16 protein-coding genes and 2 pseudogenes are annotated in these 21,415 nt (G+C 72.7%); 7 read left to right on the top strand and 11 right to left on the bottom strand.

Annotated features, from left to right (window positions below; genetic code table 11):
• Positions 1-40 precede the first annotated feature (40 nt).
• Positions 41-1,129: a PP2C family protein-serine/threonine phosphatase gene (locus ACFYU0_RS06215; RefSeq protein WP_389298896.1), complete on the top strand. Its 1,089-nt coding sequence runs from the start codon at positions 41-43 to the stop codon at positions 1,127-1,129.
• A 16-nt stretch (positions 1,130-1,145) separates the two neighbouring features.
• Here the strand turns inward: ACFYU0_RS06215 and ACFYU0_RS06210 are convergent, their stop codons facing one another.
• Together ACFYU0_RS06210 and ACFYU0_RS06205 are read right to left on the bottom strand one after the other, a co-directional pair.
• Complete coding sequence (locus ACFYU0_RS06210) at positions 1,146-1,949, bottom strand: maleylpyruvate isomerase family mycothiol-dependent enzyme (protein WP_389298185.1); 804 nt, start codon at positions 1,947-1,949, stop codon at positions 1,146-1,148.
• Positions 1,950-2,047: 98 nt separating this feature from the next.
• On the bottom strand, positions 2,048-2,920 hold the full coding sequence (locus tag ACFYU0_RS06205; RefSeq protein ID WP_389298183.1) for an SGNH/GDSL hydrolase family protein: 873 nt from the start codon (positions 2,918-2,920) through the stop codon (positions 2,048-2,050).
• Positions 2,921-3,278: 358 nt separating this feature from the next.
• Between ACFYU0_RS06205 and ACFYU0_RS06200 the strand changes: the two genes are divergently transcribed.
• Positions 3,279-3,833 carry a TetR family transcriptional regulator gene (locus ACFYU0_RS06200; RefSeq protein ID WP_351666390.1) on the top strand — a complete coding sequence of 185 codons (555 nt, stop codon included), beginning with the start codon at positions 3,279-3,281 and terminating at the stop codon, positions 3,831-3,833.
• 39 nt (positions 3,834-3,872) lie between these two features.
• On the opposite strand, the gene ACFYU0_RS06195 is transcribed toward ACFYU0_RS06200, so the two are convergent.
• From ACFYU0_RS06195 to ACFYU0_RS06170, 6 genes and pseudogenes are all read right to left on the bottom strand, one after another.
• Positions 3,873-4,355, bottom strand: coding sequence for a DUF6174 domain-containing protein (locus ACFYU0_RS06195; RefSeq protein WP_389298181.1), 483 nt, complete (start codon positions 4,353-4,355; stop codon positions 3,873-3,875).
• A gap of 84 nt (positions 4,356-4,439) precedes the next feature.
• On the bottom strand, positions 4,440-5,666 hold the full coding sequence (locus tag ACFYU0_RS06190) for an MFS transporter (protein WP_389298179.1): 1,227 nt from the start codon (positions 5,664-5,666) through the stop codon (positions 4,440-4,442).
• A gap of 46 nt (positions 5,667-5,712) precedes the next feature.
• Entirely contained in the window at positions 5,713-6,753 is a 1,041-nt protein-coding gene (locus ACFYU0_RS06185) for a LacI family DNA-binding transcriptional regulator (RefSeq protein WP_389298177.1), read from the bottom strand.
• Between the two features lie 66 nt (positions 6,754-6,819).
• Positions 6,820-9,261 (bottom strand): glycoside hydrolase family 3 C-terminal domain-containing protein, encoded by a 2,442-nt coding sequence (locus ACFYU0_RS06180; RefSeq protein WP_389298175.1) that lies wholly within the window; start codon positions 9,259-9,261, stop codon positions 6,820-6,822.
• A 31-nt stretch (positions 9,262-9,292) separates the two neighbouring features.
• Positions 9,293-11,047, bottom strand: a pseudogene (locus tag ACFYU0_RS06175) (discoidin domain-containing protein).
• A 29-nt stretch (positions 11,048-11,076) separates the two neighbouring features.
• The gene (locus ACFYU0_RS06170) at positions 11,077-12,144 is read right to left on the bottom strand and encodes a DUF1996 domain-containing protein (protein WP_389298173.1); all 1,068 of its coding nucleotides are present in this window, start codon (positions 12,142-12,144) and stop codon (positions 11,077-11,079) included.
• A 292-nt stretch (positions 12,145-12,436) separates the two neighbouring features.
• Here ACFYU0_RS06170 and ACFYU0_RS06165 point away from each other — a divergent pair, with 292 nt between their 5' ends.
• Positions 12,437-14,230, top strand: coding sequence for a coagulation factor 5/8 type domain-containing protein (locus ACFYU0_RS06165; protein ID WP_389298172.1), 1,794 nt, complete (start codon positions 12,437-12,439; stop codon positions 14,228-14,230).
• Between the two features lie 31 nt (positions 14,231-14,261).
• On the opposite strand, the gene tpg is transcribed toward ACFYU0_RS06165, so the two are convergent.
• Positions 14,262-14,651, bottom strand: coding sequence for a telomere-protecting terminal protein Tpg (gene tpg / locus ACFYU0_RS06160; protein ID WP_389298170.1), 390 nt, complete (start codon positions 14,649-14,651; stop codon positions 14,262-14,264).
• Positions 14,652-15,141: 490 nt separating this feature from the next.
• Here tpg and snpA point away from each other — a divergent pair.
• The 4 genes and pseudogenes from snpA to ACFYU0_RS06140 form a co-directional block, all read left to right on the top strand.
• Positions 15,142-15,792 (top strand): annotated as a pseudogene (snpA, locus tag ACFYU0_RS06155) (snapalysin); the annotation flags it as partial.
• An 831-nt stretch (positions 15,793-16,623) separates the two neighbouring features.
• Positions 16,624-17,115 carry a peptidylprolyl isomerase gene (locus tag ACFYU0_RS06150; protein ID WP_389298168.1) on the top strand — a complete coding sequence of 164 codons (492 nt, stop codon included), beginning with the start codon at positions 16,624-16,626 and terminating at the stop codon, positions 17,113-17,115.
• 23 nt (positions 17,116-17,138) lie between these two features.
• The gene (locus ACFYU0_RS06145) at positions 17,139-17,807 is read left to right on the top strand and encodes a hypothetical protein (protein ID WP_389298166.1); all 669 of its coding nucleotides are present in this window, start codon (positions 17,139-17,141) and stop codon (positions 17,805-17,807) included.
• Between the two features lie 239 nt (positions 17,808-18,046).
• Complete coding sequence (locus tag ACFYU0_RS06140; protein WP_389298164.1) at positions 18,047-18,838, top strand: ribonuclease BN; 792 nt, start codon at positions 18,047-18,049, stop codon at positions 18,836-18,838.
• A gap of 27 nt (positions 18,839-18,865) precedes the next feature.
• On the opposite strand, the gene ACFYU0_RS06135 is transcribed toward ACFYU0_RS06140, so the two are convergent.
• Positions 18,866-19,747, bottom strand: a complete 882-nt coding sequence (locus tag ACFYU0_RS06135) for an NmrA/HSCARG family protein (RefSeq protein ID WP_389298162.1) — start codon at positions 19,745-19,747, stop codon at positions 18,866-18,868.
• 165 nt (positions 19,748-19,912) lie between these two features.
• Entirely contained in the window at positions 19,913-21,364 is a 1,452-nt protein-coding gene (locus ACFYU0_RS06130; protein ID WP_389298160.1) for a purine-cytosine permease family protein, read from the bottom strand.
• Positions 21,365-21,415: the final 51 nt, after the last annotated feature.

Here is a 21,415-nt window from a genome sequence, read left to right as displayed (position 1 = left end):
CACGGTCTCGCGGATCGGGTTACCGGCCGCCCCGGCGTGGATGCGCTGGCTGCCGGTCCTGTTCGTCGCGGCCGTGCTGCTGCTCGAACCCGTCACCCCCGTGCAGTGGCCGGTGAGTTTCGTACTGATCGCGCTGCCCCTGGTCGCCGCGTTCGCCCACCGGCCCGTCGTCGTGCTCGCCGCCGCCGCGTTCGCCGTGCTCCTCGAAGGCGCGCTGGCCGGCACCCCGTGCTGCGCGGGCCGGCAGGTGGGCTACCTGTGGGAGCGCCACTACGTCGCCGCGTACGTGTGCACCGCCCTGGTCGGCGTGCTCGGCACGATCCTGGCCGCGCACCGGATCCGCCGCGAACGCACCCTCGCGGACGTCCGCTTCGTGGCCGACATCGCGCAGCGAGTGCTGCTCCGGCCGGTGCCGCACCGGATCGGCGACCTCCGTCTGGAGAGCCTGTACGTCTCCGCGGCGGCGGAGGCGCGCATCGGCGGGGACCTGTACGAGGCCGTGCCCACCCGGTTCGGCGTCCGGCTGCTCATTGGCGACGTCCGCGGCAAGGGGCTGCTGGCGGTGGAGACCGCGGCCGCCCTGCTCGGCGCGTTCCGCGAGGCGGCGCACGACGAGCCCGATCTTGCCGCTCTGGCCGACCGGGTGGAGACGAGCATCGGCCGCAGGGCGGCGCAGCTCGGCGGGAGCGAGGCGGGCGAGCGGTTCGTCACCGCCGTGTTCGCCGAGATCCCGAGCGAGGGCCGGGTCGTCCGCGTCGTCAACTGCGGCCATCCGCCGCCGCTGCTCATCCTCCCCGGGGAGGTGCGCGAGCTGGACCGGGGGCGGTCGGCGCCGCCGCTGAACCTCGGCGTGCTCGTCGGGGACGCGTATCACGTGGACGTCTATCCCTTCCACCCCGGCGACCAGCTCCTGCTGTACACGGACGGCGTCACCGAGACGCGGGACGCGGACGGCGCCTTCTACCCGCTGACCGAGCGCCTGCGCCGGTGGGGACCGCTGCCGCCCCGGGAACTGCTGGACCGGCTCCACGACGACCTGCTGGAGTACGGCGACAACCGGCTGCAGGACGACACCGCGGCGCTGGCCGCCTGCCTGCTCACCGGCGAGCGGAAGGCGGCCGAGCCCTAGGTAGCCGGCGGCCGGGTCAGAAGGCCGTGTGGGCGAACCAGTGGTCGAGGACCGCGGTCTCGCCCGACACGTCGAAGAGGGGTTCCTTGTGCGACCTGCGGCCGTAGAGCAGGAGCAGCAGGTCCGCCGCCGTGCCGCTCACCGCCGCGGTGCACGGTCCGGTGCCGGCGGCGCCGTCCGCCGCCGGCGGCAGCGGGCGGAAGCCGTCCGCGTCCAGCCGGACCCGCCATTCCTCGCCGGTGTCCGCGCACCGGAAGGCGATGGTCTCGCCGTCGCCCCGCAACTCGCGCACGCCGGGGGCGAAGAGGCCCGCGTAGGGCAGGTTGACGAGGAACTCGTCCACGCCGTCCGCTGCCAGGGCGGGGTCGACGTCCGGCTCCAGGCCGACGGCGCGCTCCGCGTCCACCCGGTGCACGAGGGTCTCGAAGAGCATGCGGCGCGCCCAGAACCGGGCGTGCTGGTCCTCGCCCCAGGCCCACATCGGCGCCCCGGGGTCGGTGTCCCGCAGCACGGCCGCCACGGCCGGCACCCCGGCCGCCACCCAGCCGGGGTACCCGGCCGGGCTGCCGGGCAGCCCCAGCTCCACGTCGCGGGAGCGGGGCGGCTCCTGCACCAGCCGGGTCAGCAGCGCGCAGAACCAGCGCTGCAGCGCGCCCACGTGGTGGGTGAGGTCGGCCAGGGTCCAGTCGGGGCACGAGGGCACCGCGCTCGTGGGGTCGGCGCCGTCGACGGCCTCGGTGAAGCGCAGCGTCTCGCGTGCGATCGCCTCACGGTAGGTGTCGTACGGCAGCGGGTGCCCCGCCCTGCTCGTCGTGTCCATCGGCTGCGCCCGTCCTCGTTCCCCGTTGCGGATTCCGTCGTGCCCAGTGTGGCCGTTGGAGTCCGCTCGAAGGCAAGCCGGGCCGGCCGGCGGCTCGGTCAGCCGAGTCCGAGGACGCTCATGGTGCGCTCGGCCATGCGCCGTTCTCCCAGGGCGTTGGGGTGCACGGGGACGATGTTCTGCCCGAACAGCAGCGGCTCGATCCAGCGGGTGCCGACGGCCTGGCAGGCGTCGTGGCCCGTGGACGCCTGCGCGAAGTCCACGTACGTGGCCCCGCTCTCCTCGGCCGCGCGCCGGACGACGGCGTTGAGATGGGCCTGCATGGCGTGCAGGTAGGGGACGTCGCCGGAGGCGATCGGCAGCCTGACGAAGCAGGACGGGTCGGCGGTGGCGGGCGTGATCCACGGGTAGCCGAGCACCGCCACGCGGGCGCCCGGCGCCTTCGCGCGGACGCTGCCGAGAGCCGTCCTGAGGGCCGGGTAGGTGTTCGCGTCGATGGCGTCGTCGAAGGAGGAGCCGTACTTGTCCTTGCAGGGGCTGCCCTGGCCGCCGCTGAGGACGCCGGCGGTGCCGCAGGCCAGGATGGCGTTGATGAAGGTGCCGTTGTCGTTGCCGCCGATGGTCACGGTCACCAGGTCGGTGTCCGCGTCGACGGCGTTCACCTGCGGGGCGACGCCGGGGTACTGGGACGTGGTGAAGTCCTTGGTCTGGGCGGCGCCGCAGGTGACGTCGGTCAGGCGGGCGCCGGTGCGGGACGCGAGGACGTGCGGGTAGTTCGCCGTGGAGCGCAGACAGAGCGGGCTGGAGAGGTCGACGGGGAGGACGCCCGAGGCGGCGCTGTAACTGTCGCCGAGGGCCGCGTAGTTCAGCGGCGTGGCGGCCTGGGCGGTGGTTCCGGTGAGGCCGAGTGCCAGCGCACCGGCGGCGGCCGCTGTCGTGGTCATGACATGGCGCAAAGCGGGCATGTGCATCTGCTCTCTCTTCTCGTGGAGCGCGTGGGGCGCGTGGGGAGTACGCGGGCACAGCGGTGCGCGCGGACCGGTTCGCGAGAACGGGGCGGCTCGAGCAAGTGGGGAGTGCCGGCCGGCGGAGTACGGGCGAAAAAGCGCACGTCGCGGCCGCGCAGAACCGGCCACGGGATTACCGTGCGGTTCTACTGATAGGTAATGTGCGGGCGCCGCAGCGGCGAGTCAACAATGTTGACCGAACTTCTTGAAACGCTCACGTAACCCGATCTTCCAGCCGCTCGGCGGCCGGTTCACGCCCTGTTCGCGCGGCGGTCGCGAAGAGCCCGGTAAACCGGGCGGAGTCCCGCATAGGCTGTGCCGCATGCTGCAGACCGGTTCCGGCTCCACCACCCGTGACGCCATCCACGAGGCAGCCGCCCGGCTGTTCCGGGACCAGGGGTTCGCCAGGACCACCGTGCGCCGGATCGCCGCGGCCGCCGGGACCGACCCGGCCCTGGTGATCCGTCACTTCAAGAGCAAGGAGATGCTGTTCCTGGAGACGATGCACCTGGCGATCGACGACGCGCCCCTGTTCGACGTACCGCTGGAACGGCTCGGGGAGCGGCTGGCCGAACTCCTCCTCGACCTCGACGGCACCGCCCGCGGGATCTTCCTGGCGCTGGTGCACGGCAGCGGTGAACCGCAGATCCTCGACCGGCTGCGCGAGACGCACGAGAAGGTGCTCATCGCGCCCCTGCGCGACCGGCTGCGCGGCCCCGACGCCGACCTGCGCGCCCGGCTCGCCGCGTCGATGTCCGGGGGTCTGCTCTACGGCCTGTGGGTGGCCCGCGACGAGGGCCTGCTCCGCACCGACCGCGAGGAACTCGTCACGCGCTACGGCGCTCTCCTCCAGGAAGTCCTGACCCCGCGCGGGTGACCGGCTCCCCCCCGTACGCGCACACCCGGCGAGCGGCGCTCACCCGACGCGGGCTCCTCGCCCGCCGGGCGTGTAGTCGCTTATCTCGTACCGGACTTCGTCGTCGACGGCGTCGGCCGACCAGTCCACGGTGATCAGGCGGGGGTAGCCGGCTGAGGCGTACCGCGCGTCGGCCCGGTCCGCTCCCTCGCGCCGCGCCCGCTCCGCTTCCCGCACCAGTGTGCCGATGGTGGGCACGATCGCGGGCGAGCGCCTGACCACGGCGCGGCTCTCCGCGTCCAGTCCGGTCGCCCGCACCACCTTCCCCGCCCGCACGCTCACCCGGAACGAGCCGATCAGCTCCCGCTCCCCGCCGGTCGAGCGCAGGGTGTACGTGTAGGCGGACGGCTCCCGCCAGGCGATGCTCTGCGCCGGACGGGTGGAGACGGTGGGCGCCTGGCAGGCGACGGCCGCGCAGACCAGACCCGCGACCGACGCGAGGCGCGGCAGCGGGGAGCGGGATGTGGAGCGTACGGAGTTCATGGGTCGCCTCTCGGCCTCTTCGGGTGTCCCTCCTTCGACGCCGGTGGACGTCAAGAAGTTCGGCCCAGGTCCGGGGCGTCCACGTCACCGCTCGGAGTCCCGCGCCAGGGTGCGGCTCACCCGCACGCCCACGGCCGCGACGAGCAGCACCGCGCACCCCGCGAACACCAGCCCGGCGCCGCGCAGCCCCAGCGCCGACGTCAGGGCGCCCACCCCGACGACCGGCAGCGAGATCCCCACGTAGGCGACGACGAAGAACGCCGAGATGGTGGCGCCCTGATGGGCCTCCGGCGCCGCCGAGCTGACCTCGCTCAGGCCGGCGCGGAACGCCATTCCCTGTCCGGCGCCGCCGGTCAGCGCGCCGGCGAGCAGCACGGGGAAGGACGTCAGCAGCAGCGAGAGCGCGATGAGGAGGAGTCCGGCGACGAGCACCGCGCAGCCCCAGGGCAGGGCCCGGCGCGCACCGATCCGGCCCATGAGGAGCTGCCCGCCGGTGGAGGCGCAGAACACGCAGAACACCACGGCGCCGGCGACCGCCAGGTTGTGCTCCCCCAGGGTCTGGTCGAGGAAGGCCGGGGCGACCGCGGTGAACAGCCCGAGCACGGAGAACCCGGCGAAGGCGGCGAGGGCGCAGGGCGCGAACACCCCCCGCACCTCCGGCGGCACCCTCATCCCCTGCGGCCGCAGCGACTCCCTCGGATGCGAGCGGCGCACGGTCTCGGGCAGCAGGCAGACCACCACCGCGGCCACCGCGAGCAGGGCGAGGTGGACGGCGAACGGCAGTTTCAGCGGCTGCGGCGCGTACTCGGCGAGGACGCCGGACATCAGCGGGCCGAGCCCCAGCCCGCCCATGTTGGCCGCGGTCGCCGCGAACCCGGCCCTGGCGTGCCTGCCCGGCGGGGCCAGTTCGAGGACGGCCGCCGTGCCGGTGCCGCTCAGCACTCCGGCCGAGAAACCCGACAGCACCCGGCCCGTGTACAGCAGGGGCAGTCCGCCCTCGGTCAGGAAGCACACCGCGCTGAGCGCGGACAGGCCCAGCGCCGCCAGCAGCATCGGCCGCCGCCCGAGCACGTCGGAAAAGCCTCCGGCGACCAGCAGGGCGGTGATGACGCCGACCGCGTAGGCGGCGAACACCACCGTCACGACGAGTTCGGAGAAGCCGAGCTGCTGCCGGTACAGCCCGTACAGCGGCGTGGGCAGGGTGGTGCCCATCATCCCGACGGCGAAGACGGCCGCGGCGGCCAGGTAACCCGGCCGCCGCCGGTCCGCCCGCCGGTCCTGACCGCGGTGCTCTGTGGCGCTACTGATCACACTCCACCTTAGGCACCGGCCGCCCGGCGACCGCGCAAGGCGGCTGCTAGGCCGAGTCCCGGACCACCAGCTCCGGGTCGAAGACGACCGAGGTGGGAGCGGTGCGGACGCCGTGGATGTGCTCGTCGAGCAGCCGGGCCATGTCGGCCGCCATGTCCTCCACCGGCTGGCGGACGGTGGTGAGCGGGGGCCGGCAGGTGGTGGCGACGGTGGAGTCGTCGAAGCCGACCACCGCGACGTCCTCGGGCACCCGGCGGCCGTGTTCGCGCAGCACCTGGCAGGCGCCCTGGGCCATCAGGTCGTTCGCCGCGAACACCCCGTCCAGGTAGGGGTGTTCGGCCAGCAGGTCGGTCATGGCCGCGATGCCGGTGTCCAGGGTGAAGCCGCCCTCGGCGACGGGCACGTACGGGTGGCCGTGCCGGGCGAGGGTGTCGCGGAAGCCGGCCAGCCGCTCCTGGCTCGCGGCGACGGCCAACGGGCCGCAGATCGTGGCCAGTCTGCGGCGGCCGCGGGCGAGCAGGTGTTCCGCGGCGAGCCGGCCGCCGTCCCGGTGGGCCAGGTCGACATAGCTGAGCGGGACCGGGCGGGAGGGGCGGGCGAAGAGCACCGCGGGCAGCCGGGCCTCGGCCAGCAGGGCGGGCAGCGGGTCGTCCGCGTGGCTGGAGACGACCAGCGCGCCGTCGGCCCGGCCCTGCCGCAGATAGGTCAGCACCTCCTGGCGGGCCTCGGCGGACTCGGCGAACATCAGCACGGGGTGCACCGAGCGCGGCCGCAGACGGCCCACGATCCCGGCGACCACCCGCCCGAAGAAGGGGTCGGCGAACACCCGGGCCGCGAAGGCCGCCTGGGCCTCGCCTGAGGTCTCCCCGGCGCCGGACACGACCAGGGCCACGGTCTCGGTCCGCCGGGTGACGAGGGAGCGGGCGGCCCGGTTGGGCGCGTACCCGGTCCGTTCGATGGCCCGGCGGACCACCTCCTGGATCGCCGGGTCCACGTTGCGCACGCCGTTGACGACCCGGGAAACGGTCGCGCGGGAGACGCCGGCCTCCCGGGCGACGTCCTCCAGCGTGGGGGCCTGTCTGCTCATGCCCGCACCCTAACGGCCCGGCGGCGCACGGGGATAGAGCGCTCTCCGCGCCGGCCCGCGCGGTGCTCAGGGCCGGTCGAGCACGTCCACCTCCAGGCTCAGGGGCAGGTCTCCCGCCGAGCGGCCCGCGAGGATCCGGCAGGGTCCGGGCTCCGTCCGCCAGGCGCCCGCGCGGACGTCCCAGTGGCACAGCGCACGTGCCGGGATCCGCACCTGCGCGACGGCGCTCTCGCCGGGCCGGGCCCGGACCGCCGCCCAGCCGGCGAGCCATCTCTCCGGATGGCCGACGGCGCTCGGGCCGGGGCGGGCGAGATAGATCTGCACTACCTCACGGCCGGCGCGCGTGCCGGTGTTCCGCAGCCGCACCCGTACGGTGAGATCCTCTCCGGCCGGGGTCCGCTCGGGGCCCGAGAGCCGCTCGTACTCCCAGATGGTGTAGCCGAGTCCGTGCCCGAACCAGTACGCGGGGGTGCGCCGGGCGCGGAGCCAGCCGCGGTGGCCGACGTGCACGCCTTCGTCGTAGGAGATCCGGCCGGCTTCCGGCCGGGTGCGGGTGACGGGGGCGTCGGTGAGCGTCGCGGGCCAGGTGGTGGGCAGCCGACCGCCGGGTTCGGTCCGGCCGAGCAGTACGTCGGCCAGGCCGCCGCCGGCCTCCTGGCCGGGGAACCAGGCGAGCAGCAGGGCGCCGACCTCGTCCCGCCAGGGCAGTTCCACCGGGCCGCCGCTGTTGACGACGGCCACCGTGCGCGGGTTGGCCCGGGCGACCGCGCGGACCAGGGCGTCCTGCTCCGGGCCGAGCCCAAGGTCCGAGCGGTCGCGTCCCTCGGACTCCTGCTGCTCGCCGGTGCCGACCACCACCACCGCCACGTCCGCCTCGCGGGCCGCCCGGGCCGCGGCCGCGAGGGCCTCGGCGGCGCGTGGTGCGGGGGGTTCGGCGCCGACGACGGTGGCCCGGCCGGTGCCGGGGGCGAGTTCGCGGCGGGCGACCAGCAGCGGGGTCGTGCCGCGGGTCAGTCGCGCGGTGACGACCCTGGTGGGCGGACTGACGTGGAGGACGGCCGGGTCGTCGGTCGTGGCGGCGAACTCGCCGTCCAGCAGCGGGTCTCCGTCGAGGTGCAGGCTGAGGCGGCCGAATCCGGCGACGCCGATCCGCCAGGCGTCGGAGGTGCGGGGGTGCAGTCGCGCGCTGATCTCCACGGTGTGCGCGCCCGGTGGCAGCGGCGGCTCGAGCTGCCGACCGCCGCGCCGGTGTCCCGCGTACAGCTCGGTACCGGAGGAGTCCAGGACGCGCAGCAGCACACCGGGGGCGGCGGTGCGCGGGTCGGCGGCGAGGGTCATGTCCAGCGGCGGGGGCGGGCCGTCCGGCGCCGGTCCGGGTACGTGGACGACCCGGGCCCGGCCGCGCAGACCGGCCCGGATGCCGTCCAGCAGCGACACCTCGTCCTGGGGGAAGACACCGGCGCTGCCGCCGCCCTGGGTGCGGGTGCGGGCCGCGGGGGCGCCGACGACGGCGACCGTGCCGAGGTGTCCGGGGTCGAGCGGCAGGACGCCCCGGTTGGCCAGCAGTACGGAACCGGCCGCGACCGCCCGCCGGGCCAGGGCCCGCGCCTGCCGGGACCGCAGCGGCGGCCGGGCCGGGCGGTCCGGGCCGCCGATGACGCCGCACCAGGCGGCCAGCCCCAGCAGCCGGCGCACCTTGTCCGTCACGGCCCGCTCCGCGACCTCGCCCGCTTCCACGGCCCGCGCCAGCGACTCGCCCCACTCCCCCGCCGGTCCGGGCATCTGGAGGTCGAGACCGGCCCGGGCGGTGTCCAGGGTGCCGCGTACCGCGCCCCAGTCGGAGACGACCACGCCGTCGAACCCCCACTCGGCCTTCAGGGGCCTGGTCAGGAGTGCGTGCGCGGTCATGGTGGTGCCGTTCACGCGGTTGTACCCGGCCATCACCAGCCGGACGCCCGCCGCCACCGCCGCCTCGAACGGCGCGAGGTGGACCTCGCGCAGGGTCCGCTCGTCGATCGAGGCGTCGGCGGTCAGCCGGTCGGTCTCGGCGTCGTTCGCCACGAAGTGCTTGGCCGTGGCGGCGACTCCGTGCGCCTGGATGCCCCGGATCAGGGCGGCCCCGGTCCGGGCGGTGAGCAGCGGGTCCTCCGAGAAGCACTCGAAGTGCCGCCCGGCAAGGGGGCTGCGGTGCAGATTGAGGTTCGGGGCGAGGACGACGTGCACGCCCTTGCGCCGGGCCTCGGAGGCGAGGAGACCGCCGAGTTCCTCGACCAGCGGTTCGTCCCAGGTGGCGGCGAGCGCGGTGGCCGAGGGCAGCAGGACGGAGGTGTCGCGCTCGTCCCAGCCCTCTCCGCGCACCCCCGCCGGCCCGTCCGAGAGCACCAACTGGCCCAGTTCCACGGAGGCTTCCGCCGCCGTGCGCCAGGTGGTGGCGCCGGTCAGCAGGCGGACCGCGGTCCGCAGGGTCAGCTTGCCGAGCAGCCGGTCGAGTTCGTCCCCGTCGGTCATCCTCACCCCTCCCTTCCGCCGGCCGCCCGGGTCAGCCGTAGACGCCGAACTCGTACAGCGAGTAGCCGTAGCCGGTGCCCCGCGCGGTGCCGTTGACGCGCACGTAGCGGCCGGTGCCGGTGACGTCGAAGTCGTCCACGCCGCCGTTGCCGTCCGTCACGGTGCGCACGGTGCGCCAGGTCCGCCCGTCGTCCGAGGTCTGCACGGTGTACGCCTTCGCGTACGAGGCCTCTCACAGCAACTGGACGTGCCGGAACGCCGTGCGGGCGCCGAGGTCGACCTGGATCCACTGCGGGTCGCTCCAGTCGCTCGCCCAGCGGGTGTTCTGGTTCCCGTCGACGGCGTCGGCGGCGGGGCACGGGCAGTCGCCGTAACCCGGCTGGTACGAGGAGGCGGTGGCAGGTTTGCCCAGCGCGAGGTTCGTGCCGCTCGGGGCGGGCGGGACGACCCGGACGGACCTGGTCTCGACGCCGACGTTGCCGTGGCCGTCGGTCACCTTGACGTACACCTTCCAGACGCCGGGCCGGTCGGGCGCGGTGACCCTGAGGCGGCCGCCGCCGAGATCGGTGAAGGGCAGCGGGGTGAGGTCCTTGCTCTGGTCGATGTACATGCTGTTGTCCAGGACCTCGTAGGAGAGCGCGTCCCCGTCCGGGTCGGCGGCCCGGACGGCGAGGGTCAGGTCCCGGCCCGCCTGCACCCGGCCGGCGTCTCCCTCGACGGTCAGGTCGGAGATCACCGGCGGCGTGTCGTCACGGGAGGTGTCGCCGCCGTAGGCCCTCTTGACCGCGTAGTACGACAGCCGTCTCTGGCCGGCGGGCAGGAGGTTGAACCAGATGCCGCCGAAGTCGTACTCGGTGCCGTAGTGGAACATCGTGGCGCCGAGGGCGACTCCCCGGTGCCCGGTGACGCAGCTCCAGGCCCGCGTGTATCCGTCGGCCTTGGCGCGGTCTCCCGGCTCCTGGGGCACGCCGTTGGCGTCGTCGGGCACCTCCCACTCACCGGCCGGACCGGTCTCGGTGATGATGTAGGGCTTGGTGTAACCGCCCTGCTCCCAGGCGGACCTGACGTCGCAGACCGCGTTGTAGGAGTTGACGGCGTACAGGTCGAGGTCGGGTGCGTTCCTCTTGAAGTACGGCCAGGCGCCGACCCAGGCGTCGGTGGAGGTCACCGGGTGGCCGGGGTCGACGGCGTGGATCCGCTTCGCCACGTCGTTGACGAAGGAGGTGTAGGCGTCGCGCTGGCGTTCCAGCTCGGTTCCGCTGTAGCAGTTCTGCAGGCCGAGCACCGACTCGTTGCCGACGTCCCACATGAGGACGCCGGGGTTGTCCTTGTAGGTCTGGACCCACTTGGGGAACTCGTCCAGCATCCGGGTCCTGTAGGCGGTGTCGGTCACGTAGTTCACGCAGCCGCCGCTGCCCGGTCCGCCGCCGGGCTGGAGCCAGAACCCGGCGATGACCTTGAGGCCGTGCGCGGCGGCGGAGTCGAACAGCGGCTTGCTGGAGGCGTCGGTGCCCCAGGTGCGGATGGTGTTGACGCCCATGGACTTCAGGTCGGGCATGTACCTGTCGGCGTCGGCGATGGACGGGCCCCAGGTCAGGCCCTTGACCTGGTACGGCTTGCCGTCGACGGTCAACTGCCAGTCGCCCTGGGCTCCGGTCACCTCGACGACGCCGCCGGCCGCGCGGGCCTGCGCGGCGGGGAGTGCGGTGAGGGCGCCGAGGGTCAGCACGCCGGCGGTGAGGGGCGCGGCGAGGCGGCGCGCGCGGGTGCGGGGTGGTGGGGTCATGGTGTGGGGTCTTCCGGTCGGTGAGGGGGTCAGGGGAGGCGGTAGTCGGCGCCGAGGGCCGCGCCCGCTTCCGGGTGCGTCTCGTCGTAGCCGCGTGCGTCGCACTGGAGTCCGCCGACGACGCAGTGGTCGACCAGCGCCTTGAGCGTGCGGTCGTCCCAGGCGTTGAAGAAGTCGTAGTGGAAGCTGTGGCCGGGTCCGCTGGCCAGCCGCACCTTCGACATGTCGCCGTTGACCGGGAACGCCATCTTGAACTCGATCATCGGCAGCGCCACCGGGTGGTCGGCGGGGCAGACGTTGTCGTTGGTGCCGGGCTTCACCACCGGGTAGGCCATGTGGCTCTTGTGGTCGGGGGTGTCCAGGTACCGGCCGTCCCAGCAACTCGGGGCCTGGAAGCGGATGTTGAGCTGGACGTCGGGCCGGGAGGGGCAGCTCGCCGGGAATTCGGTGTTGAAGAAGCTGTCTCCGCACTCCCAGCCCTCGACGAAGCCGGGGTGGTGGCGGAACTCGTCGGCGCTCTGCGTGGGGCTGCCGACGACGAACCGCAGCCCCTTGGGGAAGGGCCGGACGCTGGTGTAGTCGGTGACGCCGGCCTTGTAGTAGATGACCTGCGGTCCGGTCGGCAGGACCGGCCTGTCCCCGTTGTAGAGGGTGGGCATCCAGTAGCCGGAGAGGTCGCCCGGGGCCTTGCAGGCGGTGCCGCCCGCGCTCAGCGTCGCGGTCGTACTGCTCGCGTTCGTGGTGGTGTTGCCCAGGAACGTGTGGTCGTGGGACTTGCCGGGCTGCTGCGGATAGACGATCGGGTCGTCCGGCCTGGTGTGGCTGACCGAGCAGTTGGCCTGGAACTCGTGGAAGTAGCGGTGCGGGGGGTTCTGCGCCGACGGGGTGACGCCGGTGACCGGGGGGTTCGCGGGGATGTAGCCGTCGCCGTCGGGGTCCTCGGGTGAGGAGGCGGTGGACAGCGCCATGGTGTGGCCGGTGTGCGTGACGGCCGCGGACGGCGTGGAGGACGCGGCGACCCCGCCGAGTCCGAGCGGGGTCAGCAGCAGGGCGGAGGTGACGAGCGCGCCCGACAGGATCTTCGATCTCCGTGACATACGGGCTCCTCGGAGGGAGGTGGGGGCTGTCGTACGGACTGGGAGAGCGCTCTCCCACCGCTGGAGTGTTGGGGCGGCGACGGGAGGTGTCAAGGGAATCGACCAAAGGATCAGCGATGCTCTTTCGCTCACTTCTCGAAGGCATGGGTGGGAATGTGACGGTCACTCAGGGGCCTTGCGCAGAAATCCCGTCGTAACTCTTGACGCATCGTTCACGCCAATGAAGCATCCAACGTCGAGAGAGCGCTCCCACGCCCCGCATCGTTCATTTCCTGAACCAGGAGAGCCGCGCATGCCCCCCTCCTCCCCCACTTCCCCCTCCTCGCCCTCGGTCGGCCGCCGGACCGTGCTCGGCGCCGCGGCCGCGGCCGTGCCGGTGCTGGCCGGCGCGGCCGCCCCGGCCGGCGCCGCGACCGGGCGCCGCCGGTCCCCGCGCGCCCTCCGCGGTGGCGGCGACCTCGGTCCGAACGTGCTCGTCTTCGACCCGGCGACGCCCGGCATCCAGGCCGAACTGGACGAGGTCTTCGCGAAGCAGGAGTCGGCCCAGTTCGGCACCGGCCGCTACGCGCTGCTGTTCAAGCCCGGCACGTACCACGGCCTGAACGCTCAGATCGGCTTCTACACCTCCATCGCGGGCCTGGGCCTGTCCCCCGACGACACGACCATCAACGGTGACGTGACGGTCGACGCGGGCTGGTTCGACGGCAACGCCACGCAGAACTTCTGGCGTTCGGCCGAGAACCTCGCCCTGGTACCCGCCAACGGCACCAACCGGTGGGCGGTCGCCCAGGCGGCGCCGTTCCGCCGGATGCACGTGCGGGGCGGACTGGACCTGGCGCCGTCCGGCTACGGCTGGGCGAGCGGCGGCTACATCGCCGACTGCCGGATCGACGGCCAGGTCGGGCCCTACTCGCAGCAGCAGTGGTACACCCGCGACAGCGTCATCGGCAGCTGGCTCAACGGCGTCTGGAACATGGTGTTCTCCGGCGTCCAGGGCGCCCCGGCACAGGGCTTCCCGAACCCGGTGTACACCACGCTGGACACCACCCCGGTCTCCCGGGAGAAGCCGTTCCTGTACGTCAGCGGAGCCGAGTTCCGGGTCTTCCTGCCGGAGAAGCGGACCAACGCCCGCGGGGTGACCTGGGGCAACGGCACGCCGAGGGGCACGTCCCTGCCGCTGTCGCGGTTCTACGTCGCCAAGCCGGGCGTCAGCGCGGCCACCCTCAACCAGGCGCTCGCCCAGGGTCTGCACCTGCTGCTCACACCCGGCGTCTACCACCTGGACCGGCCGATCCAGGTCGACCGCCCCAACACCGTGGTCCTCGGCCTCGGTTACGCCACTCTCGTGCCCGACAACGGGACCACGGCCCTGAAGGTCGCCGACGTCGACGGCGTCCGGCTCGCCGGGTTCCTGATCGACGCCGGGCCGGTCACCTCCCGGACGCTGCTGGAGATCGGCCCGGCGGGCGCCGCCAAGGACCACTCGGCCAACCCGACCACGGTGCAGGACGTCTTCGTGCGCATCGGTGGCGCGGGCGCCGGCAAGGCCACCACCAGCATCGTGGTCAACAACCGGCACACCATCGTCGACCACACCTGGGTGTGGCGCGCCGACCACGGCACCGGCGTCGGCTGGGAGACCAACCGCGCCGACTACGGCGTGGTGGTCAACGGCGACGACGTGCTCTGCACCGGGCTCTTCGTGGAGCACTTCAACAAGTACGACGTGCAGTGGAACGGCCAGCGGGGCCGCACGATCTTCTTCCAGAACGAGAAGGCGTACGACGCCCCGAACCAGGCGGCGATCCAGAACGGCTCCGTCAAGGGCTACGCGGCCTACAAGGTCGGCGACCACGTCACCGCGCACGAGGGCTGGGGCCTGGGCAGCTACTGCTACTACAACGTCGATCCGGGCATCGTCCAGCACCACGGCTTCTCCGCGCCGAACCGGCCGGGCGTGAAGTTCCACGACCTGCTGGTGGTCTCGCTCGGCGGCAACGGGCAGTACGAGCACGTGATCAACGAGACGGGGGCCCCGACCTCGGGCACGTCCACGACGCCGTCCACGGTGGTCTCGTACCCCTGAGGCTCCGGCGCACGGGGGCGAGGGGCCAGGGCTACAGGTCGAACTCCACGTGCCGCAGGTCGGTGAACTCCACCTCCAGGCCGTGGGCGCGGCGGCCGCTGCCGCGGAAGTAGTCCTCGCCCAGGGCCTCCGCGGTGATCTGCCGCAGCCGGTCCTCGCCTGCCCCCGCCTCCGCGCCTCGAAGAGGCGGGCGGCCTGCTGCGGAGGCAGGCGCCAGGGCGAGGTGGCGCAGCCGGGCGTCGTCGGTGGACCCGGGCGCGGCCGGGTAGCCGAACCGCGCGCGGGTGTCGACGACGATGCCGGTGCTGGTGGCCGCGGTCCGTCGCGCCCGCGCGCGGACCTGCGGCTGCCGGCGGTCGGCGACCTCGCGTTCCATGCGCTGCGCGAGATCCGGCCGCGGGCGCCGAACCTGGTCCTTCACACGCCTCGCTCATGTGGCCGGCGGCAGCCTGGGCCCACCATCCAGACCCCACTGTTGGGCGCAAAAGGCGCGGAAGGTCAATTATTTCGTGACGTCGGTCACAATGCTCAGCGAATTGCCCTGTGTACTTAGTAGATGCGCCATGGCGTACATCTGAGTGTTTGTCCGTCTTGACCTGGATGTGAATCCTGCGGTGTGTGTCGGAATTCCGTCCGACCGACCGGCGCGCCTATTGCCCCCCACCGTAGGGCTTCTGACGCTGCGACAGATTTCTCTCCTGTCGCTGCGTGGGGACCGGAGGCCCGCGCACGGCCCTGGCGAGGTCCTGAGATCTACGAAGCGACGTAGTAGTAGGACCCATTGCGTGCCTGTCGAGCCGTTCTAAGAATGTCGCCCCACAGGACGTCGCTGCAGTTCGGAACCGGTGTTCACGCCGAGTCGACCGCGCGCTGTGGCGCTCGGCGTCACCGAGTAAGTAGGAGCCCCCCACATGAAGTCGTCCCGACTGTCCCCGATGTTCCTCGCCTTCGCTCTCGGCCTGGGTCTGTCCTCCAGCGCGCTGGCTGTGGCAGCGCCGGCGAGCGCCCAGCCGACCGCCACCCCCTCCGATTCCGCCGATACCTCCGTGGCGGGTTACACCGGGTCGGCTGAGGAGGCTGCGAACAACAAGGCGTTCTTCGAGGCCGTACTCAAGTCGGTCGCCGAGAAGGGCGCCGCCCAGCCGAGCGGGCAGGCGGTGACGCTCCACTACGACGTCTCCAAGGCGCCGAGCTTCCGTTCGCAGATATCGAGCGCGGCCGAGATCTGGAACAGCTCCGAGTCCAACGTCAAGCTCGAGGAGGCCTCGAGCGGTTCGAGCAGCGCCGACTTCTCCTACTCCGAGGGCAACGACTCCCGCGGGTCCCACGCCTCCACCGACGGCCACGGAAGCGGCCAGATCTTCCTCGACTACACCCAGGTCCAGCAGTACGACGCGATTCGCGTCGTCACCCACGAGACCGGGCACGTCTTGGGCCTGCCGGACGACTACAGCGGGCCGTGCAGTGAGCTGATGTCGGGCGGCGGACCCGGCCCGTCCTGCACCAACCGCAACCCGAACGCCACCGAGCGTGCGCGTGTCGACGAGCTGTGGGCCGGCGGTGGCGCGCAGGCTTCGGGTACGGGGAACCAGTCCGGTGGCGGCCCGAGCACTGCGCCGTCGACACCGCCCGTGGCCCCGGGCACGGGGAATCCGTCCGCCGGTGACCCGAGCACTGCACCGTCGGCACCGTCCGTGGTCCCGGGCACGCAGGACCCGTCCGCCGGCGGCCCGAGCACTGCATGGCCGGCATGGCCCGTGGGGCCGGGTCAGGGTCCGTGGCCTCCGCACCACCGGACGATCTGGAATTGATCGCGTTCCCGCCCATCGCGCGCCCAGGCGTGAGATCCGGTGGGAACTGGCTGGTCGATCTTGTGACGCCTCGATCGCGGGCTTCGGCCTCGAACCGGGCGAGTCGCCGCCTCGAGAAGAGGTGAGGGTTTCCTGCCGCCCTGGATCAGGCGCAGGTGCCCGGATCGGGCGTGGCGGGGCGGCCACGGGGTGCGGGTCAGCCAGTCCTCGAAGCGCACTGGCCCCGCGGGGCCCCGGACGCCTGTGTCGCACTGCATCCGTGCCAGTGCGGCACAGGCCCACGCCCGCAGTAGTCCGTCCGGGCACTCCCCTGGGCCGCTTCCCAGCCGGTCGCTGGGAGGCATCGAGGCGTCCGTGAGGCCTTCTGCGGCTCGTCCCAGGTCCGGCCCTCGGCCGCGACGGGCGCCTCTCCCCCGGTACCCCATGCGCGCCGCCTGGGGCCGATCATGTCACCGCGAGACTTCCGGTAGGGTTTGGCAGGGTGCCGGCAGTCCGGGTCGCCTCGGCCGCCGGCTACGACACCGGGCGTCCAGGCAGACCCTTCCGCGCGCCGGGACGCCGCTCGACGGTAGGTTGATCGCCATGAGTGACAACGTGTACTTCGACATCACGATCAACGACGAGCCGGCCGGCCGGATCGTCTTCAAGCTGTTCGACGACGTGGTCCCCAAGACCGCCAGGAACTTCCGCGAGCTGGCCACCGGCCAGAACGGCTTCGGTTACGCCGGTTCCTCTTTCCACCGCATCATCCCGCAGTTCATGCTCCAGGGCGGCGACTTCACCCGGGGCAACGGCACCGGCGGCAAGAGCATCTACGGCGAGAAGTTCGAGGACGAGAACTTCAACCTCAAGCACGACCGTCCGTACCTGCTGAGCATGGCGAACGCGGGCCGGAACACCAACGGTTCGCAGTTCTTCGTCACCACGATCGTCACCGACTGGCTCGACGGCAAGCATGTCGTCTTCGGCGAGGTCGTCGAGGGCCAGGACCTGGTGAAGCGCATCGAGGGGCTGGGCAGCCGCAGCGGCACGCCGAGCGCCAAGGTCACGATCGCCGAGAGCGGGACGGTCTAGCAGCCGCCAGGGCGGTCCGTCCCATGACGCCGCCCCCCGAACGGCCCGCGCCGGCGAGCGGCCGCGCCCGGAACCGGGCCCGGCCCGCTCCGCTGCGCTTCGACGGCTGGATCGCGGGGGTCGGAACGTCCTCCGGCACCCGCCTGGTGGTGGGGCACTGGGTCCGCACGCCCTTCGGCCCGTTCAGCGACGTGATGCTCGAACGGGCCGACGGCCACCGGCTGCTCATGGCCCCCACCCCGCGCACGGCGCGGTTCATCGCCGGCACGTACGCCTTCGACGAGGTACGGGTCGTGCCGGTGAGCGTGCACACGGGCGACCGCTCCTGGACCGTGGAGGCGGAGTCGCTGCTGCGGCTGTGCTTCACCGTGGGGCGGCGCGGAGCGACGGGGCTGCTGCTGAGGGCCGTCCCGGGTGCGCTGGCCGCGTCGCCGGCCTGGACCGCCGTGACGGATCCGCTCGCCCGGCTGCTGATGGGCGTACGCACGCGCGGGAGCGCGGGCGGGGGCCGGCGCGAGTGGTACGGAGCGCGTGATCTGCACGCCCTCACCTCGGCGACGGCCTCGTTCGAGGGCCGGAACCTGGGCGCCCTCCGACCCGTCGCTCCGCCCGTGCGCTTCGGTTTCGGCTCCACCCCGCCCCGGCCCTCCCTCGTACGCGTGACCACCACGGTGCGGGAGACGCCCGGGTGACGATGCCCGCGGAACGGCTCTGGGGCCATGGCTCCCGGCGCCGTTCGCCCGGTGTACTCCCTCCGGTGACGGGGACCCGGCAGCCGGAGCTGAGCGTGCCGCCCTCCGGAGGGGACCGAGCGGAGCGGCTCCTTTCGTCGGATCATGGCACCAGGGGCTCGACCGGTGCCCGCCCGCTCCGGGGGGCGACGTACGGCCGTCGGTGACGAGCCCGGGTGCGGCGAGCACGGGAGGGACCCGTGAGGCAGTGGCGGCGCGGCCTCCACCGCGCGTGGGAGTGGCTCGGTGTGCGCGTGCTGTTCCGGCGCGGGCGGGATCTGGAACTGATGCACCGGGCGATGGGGTTCGCCACACTGGCCCTGGTGACGCTCGCTCCGCTGCTGATCGTGGTCGCGGCCGGAGATCCGCTGGTGCGGGGCGGTTTCGCGTCCTGGCTCACCGACGGCATGGGCCTGTCCGGCCAGTCCGCCGACGCGCTCACCGGGATCATCAGTCCACCGCGCAAGGTCATCGGCACCACCAGCCTGCTCAGCCTGGTGCTGCTGGCCGTGTTCGGGGTGTCGTTCGCCGGCAGTGTGCAGAACGGCTACGAACGCGTCTGGGGTCTCGCGGCCGGCCCCTGGCACCGGGTCTGGCGGCAGGCGACCTGGCTCGTGGTGCTGACCGGCTACCTCTATCAGGAGGTCCAGACCCGGCCGGCGCTGCACGGGACGGCGCGGATCGTGGTGTCGGTGCTGAGCGGGGTGCTGTTCTTCTGGTGGGGCCAGCGTTTCCTGCTGGGCGGCCAGGTCAACTGGCGCCGTCTGCTGCCGGGCGCGATCGCCACCGTCGCCGGCCTGGCCGGGCTGCGCGCCTTCTCGTACCTCGTCTTCACCCCGCTCATCGTCACCAACGCGCTGAACTACGGGGCGGTCGGGACGGTGCTGGTGGTCGAGTCCTGGCTGATCGGGGTGGGCTTCGTCGTGTACGGGGGCGCGCTGTTCGGCCGCTGGTTCTGCGAGCACCACTGGATGCCGGTCCACGAGGAGTGAGAGTCGCGCCGCGCGGTGCGGCAGCGCTCATGAGGCGTGGGCGGGTGCGGCGAGCAGGCCGGGCCAGTCCTGGGCGGCGGCCCAGCCGGCGAAGGTGTGCCAGCCGACCTCGGGGTGGGCGCGGCGCAGGGCGCTGACGTCGACGTCGAGGCCGGTGGTGCCGAAGTACCCGAACATCGCCGCGAGGTCGTGCGAGTGGGTGCGGACCTGGGCGAGGGGCACCTCGTGGTGTCCGACCGGCAGGCCGGTGACGCCGGCCAGCACTTCGGCGATCCCGACGGCGGTGAGTTCGTCCGAGGCGATGTCGATCCGGCGGCCGGTGAACTCGGCGCGGCAGACCAGGGCCAGGGCCGCGAAGGCGCCGATGTCCTCGGCGGGGATGAGGGTGAGGGGGCGGTCCCCGGGCATGGGCCAGGCGAAGGTGTTCTCGCGCAGGCCCTCCAGCGTCCAGCCGGTGGTGAAGTTGTCCATGAAGGCCGCCGGGGCGACGACCGTCCAGGGAATGCCCGTCGTCGCCAGGTGCCGCTCGATCTCGGCCTTGCTGTCGTAGTGCGGTATACCCGTGCGGCGGTCGGCGTGCGCCGCGGAGGTGAGCACGACGTGCCCGAGACGGGCGTCCGCCGCCGCGTCGAGCAGGTTCCTGCCCTGGCGCACCTCGGTCGCGGTGTCCGTGCCGAACGGGGTGGTCACCGCGAAGAGGGAGTCGGCGCCCGCGAGGGCCGCGTCCAGGGAGGGGCGGTCGTCGAAGTCGGCGCGGCGGACGTCGGCGCCGAGCCGGCCCAGGGCCGCGGCCGCCGGTGCGGCCGGGTCGCGGGTGAGGGCGCGGACGCGGTGGCCGGCTGCGAGCAGTGCGCGGGCGGTGGCTCCGCCCTGGGCGCCGGTCGCACCGGTGACGGCGATGGTGAGCATGGGGGCTCCTCCGAGGAGAGTCGGGGTTCGGGGTGGCGCGGGACGGCGCGCAGCGAACACTGCGCGGCACATCGGTTGCGCCACGCAGAAACATATCCCGATTCCCCTGCGTCGCGCAGGTAATTAACCACCGCAGGCCACCCCGGCGCCGCGCGGTGCCGACGCTCAGGGTTCGCGGTGTTCGTGCGCCGCCTGCTCCAGGGCCTCCGCCTCGGCCTCGGCGATGCGCGTCTCGGCCTCCACGTCCACGGAGCGCGTCAGCCACCAGTACAGGAGCGCGGAGACCGGCAGCCCCACGAACAGCGAGATGTCGGCTCCGCCGAGCGCCTCGGCGGCGGGACCGACGAAGAGCTTCCCGACGGAGAAGAACGGGACCATGACGGCGAAGCCGACCAGGTAGGCGATGATGCCGTGCCACCCCCAGCGGCCGTAGATGCCGCGCGGGTTGAAGATCTCGGCGATGGCGTAGTGACCGCGGCGCACGACGTAGTAGTCCATGAGGTTCACAGCGGTCCACGGGATGAACAGGTAGAGCACCAGCAGCAGGAAGTCGTTGAAGTTCTCCAGGAAGTGGGCGGTCGCGGCGAGCGCGCCGACCAGCGAGAGCGCCGCGGTCAGCCCGATGGTCAGCAGCCGTACGCGCAGGGTCGGCCGCACCCGCCGGAAGGAGTCCATGCCGCTGATGAGGGTCAGCGAGCCGCCGTACATGTTCAGTGCGGTGACGGAGATCAGGCCCAGGGAGGCGAAGAGCAGCACGATCGCGCCGAACCCGTCGAACACCTTGTCGCCGGCGGCGTTGATGGACCGGATCGTCTCGAAGTCCTTGCCGGCCCAGGCGGCCAGCAGGGTGCCGAGCACCATCAGCCAGATGCCGCCGAGCGCGGAGCCGAAGTAGGTCCAGTAGAAGGTCTTGCGGACCGTCACGTCCGGCGGCAGGTAGCGCGAGTAGTCCGAGACGTAGATGGCCCAGCTGATCTGGTAGCCGGCGACCACGCCGAACTGGGCGAGGAACGGGGTCCACCGGAAGCCGCCGACGTCGAAGGAGCCCGCCGGGTAGTGCAGGTTGACCAGGACCCCGACGGTGAAGACGCCGAAGACGACCAGGAAGGTGTAGGTCAGGAAGCGTTCGGCCTTGTGGATGATGTCGTAGCCCACCAGGGCGATGACGAGCGCGATCGCGGTGACCACGACCACCCAGAACCTGACGCCTCCGTGCAGCGTGGTGTGCAGCGCGTCGGCGGCGAGGATGCTGTTGAAGACGTTGAACCCGGCGTACTGGACGTAGGCGAAGAGCCACACCAGCAGGGCGCCGACGTAGCCGAACTGGGGCCGGGACTGGATCATCTGCGGCAGGCCGAGCTGGGGGCCCTGGGCCGAGTGGAAGGCCATGAAGAAGGTGCCGATGACGGTGCCGGCGACGATGGCCAGCAGCGACCAGAGCAGGTTGCCGCCCTCCGTGATGCTGATCAGCCCCACCGCCAGGGTGGCGATCTGCGCGTTGGACATGAACCACAGCGGGCCCAGGTGCCAGAGCCTGCCGTGCCGCTCGCTCAGGGGCACGTAGTCGATGGACCGGACCTCGAGCCCGGACACCCTGGACTCGCCTGATGTGCTCATGACGCCTCCCGGACCTGTGACGCCTCCCTGGTCTCATTCTGCGCCCATCGG

Origin of the sequence: Streptomyces sp. NPDC003720 (assembly GCF_042875075.1) — a bacterium.
GTDB lineage: Bacteria > Actinomycetota > Actinomycetes > Streptomycetales > Streptomycetaceae > Streptomyces.
This window is presented reverse-complemented; position numbering and strand designations above follow the sequence as displayed.

Coding starts and splice junctions, on each gene's coding strand:
- ACFYU0_RS06215 (WP_389298896.1), top strand. CDS start 41: ATGCGCTGGCTGCCGGTCCTGTTCGTCGCGGCCGTGCTGCTGCTCGAA.
- ACFYU0_RS06180 (WP_389298175.1), bottom strand. CDS start 9,261: ATGACCGACGGGGACGAACTCGACCGGCTGCTCGGCAAGCTGACCCTG.
- ACFYU0_RS06165 (WP_389298172.1), top strand. CDS start 12,437: ATGCCCCCCTCCTCCCCCACTTCCCCCTCCTCGCCCTCGGTCGGCCGC.
- ACFYU0_RS06135 (WP_389298162.1), bottom strand. CDS start 19,747: ATGCTCACCATCGCCGTCACCGGTGCGACCGGCGCCCAGGGCGGAGCC.
- ACFYU0_RS06170 (WP_389298173.1), bottom strand. CDS start 12,144: ATGTCACGGAGATCGAAGATCCTGTCGGGCGCGCTCGTCACCTCCGCC.
- ACFYU0_RS06130 (WP_389298160.1), bottom strand. CDS start 21,364: ATGAGCACATCAGGCGAGTCCAGGGTGTCCGGGCTCGAGGTCCGGTCC.
- ACFYU0_RS06195 (WP_389298181.1), bottom strand. CDS start 4,355: ATGAACTCCGTACGCTCCACATCCCGCTCCCCGCTGCCGCGCCTCGCG.
- ACFYU0_RS06210 (WP_389298185.1), bottom strand. CDS start 1,949: ATGGACACGACGAGCAGGGCGGGGCACCCGCTGCCGTACGACACCTAC.
- ACFYU0_RS06150 (WP_389298168.1), top strand. CDS start 16,624: ATGAGTGACAACGTGTACTTCGACATCACGATCAACGACGAGCCGGCC.
- ACFYU0_RS06185 (WP_389298177.1), bottom strand. CDS start 6,753: ATGAGCAGACAGGCCCCCACGCTGGAGGACGTCGCCCGGGAGGCCGGC.
- ACFYU0_RS06145 (WP_389298166.1), top strand. CDS start 17,139: ATGACGCCGCCCCCCGAACGGCCCGCGCCGGCGAGCGGCCGCGCCCGG.
- ACFYU0_RS06205 (WP_389298183.1), bottom strand. CDS start 2,920: ATGCACATGCCCGCTTTGCGCCATGTCATGACCACGACAGCGGCCGCC.
- ACFYU0_RS06200 (WP_351666390.1), top strand. CDS start 3,279: ATGCTGCAGACCGGTTCCGGCTCCACCACCCGTGACGCCATCCACGAG.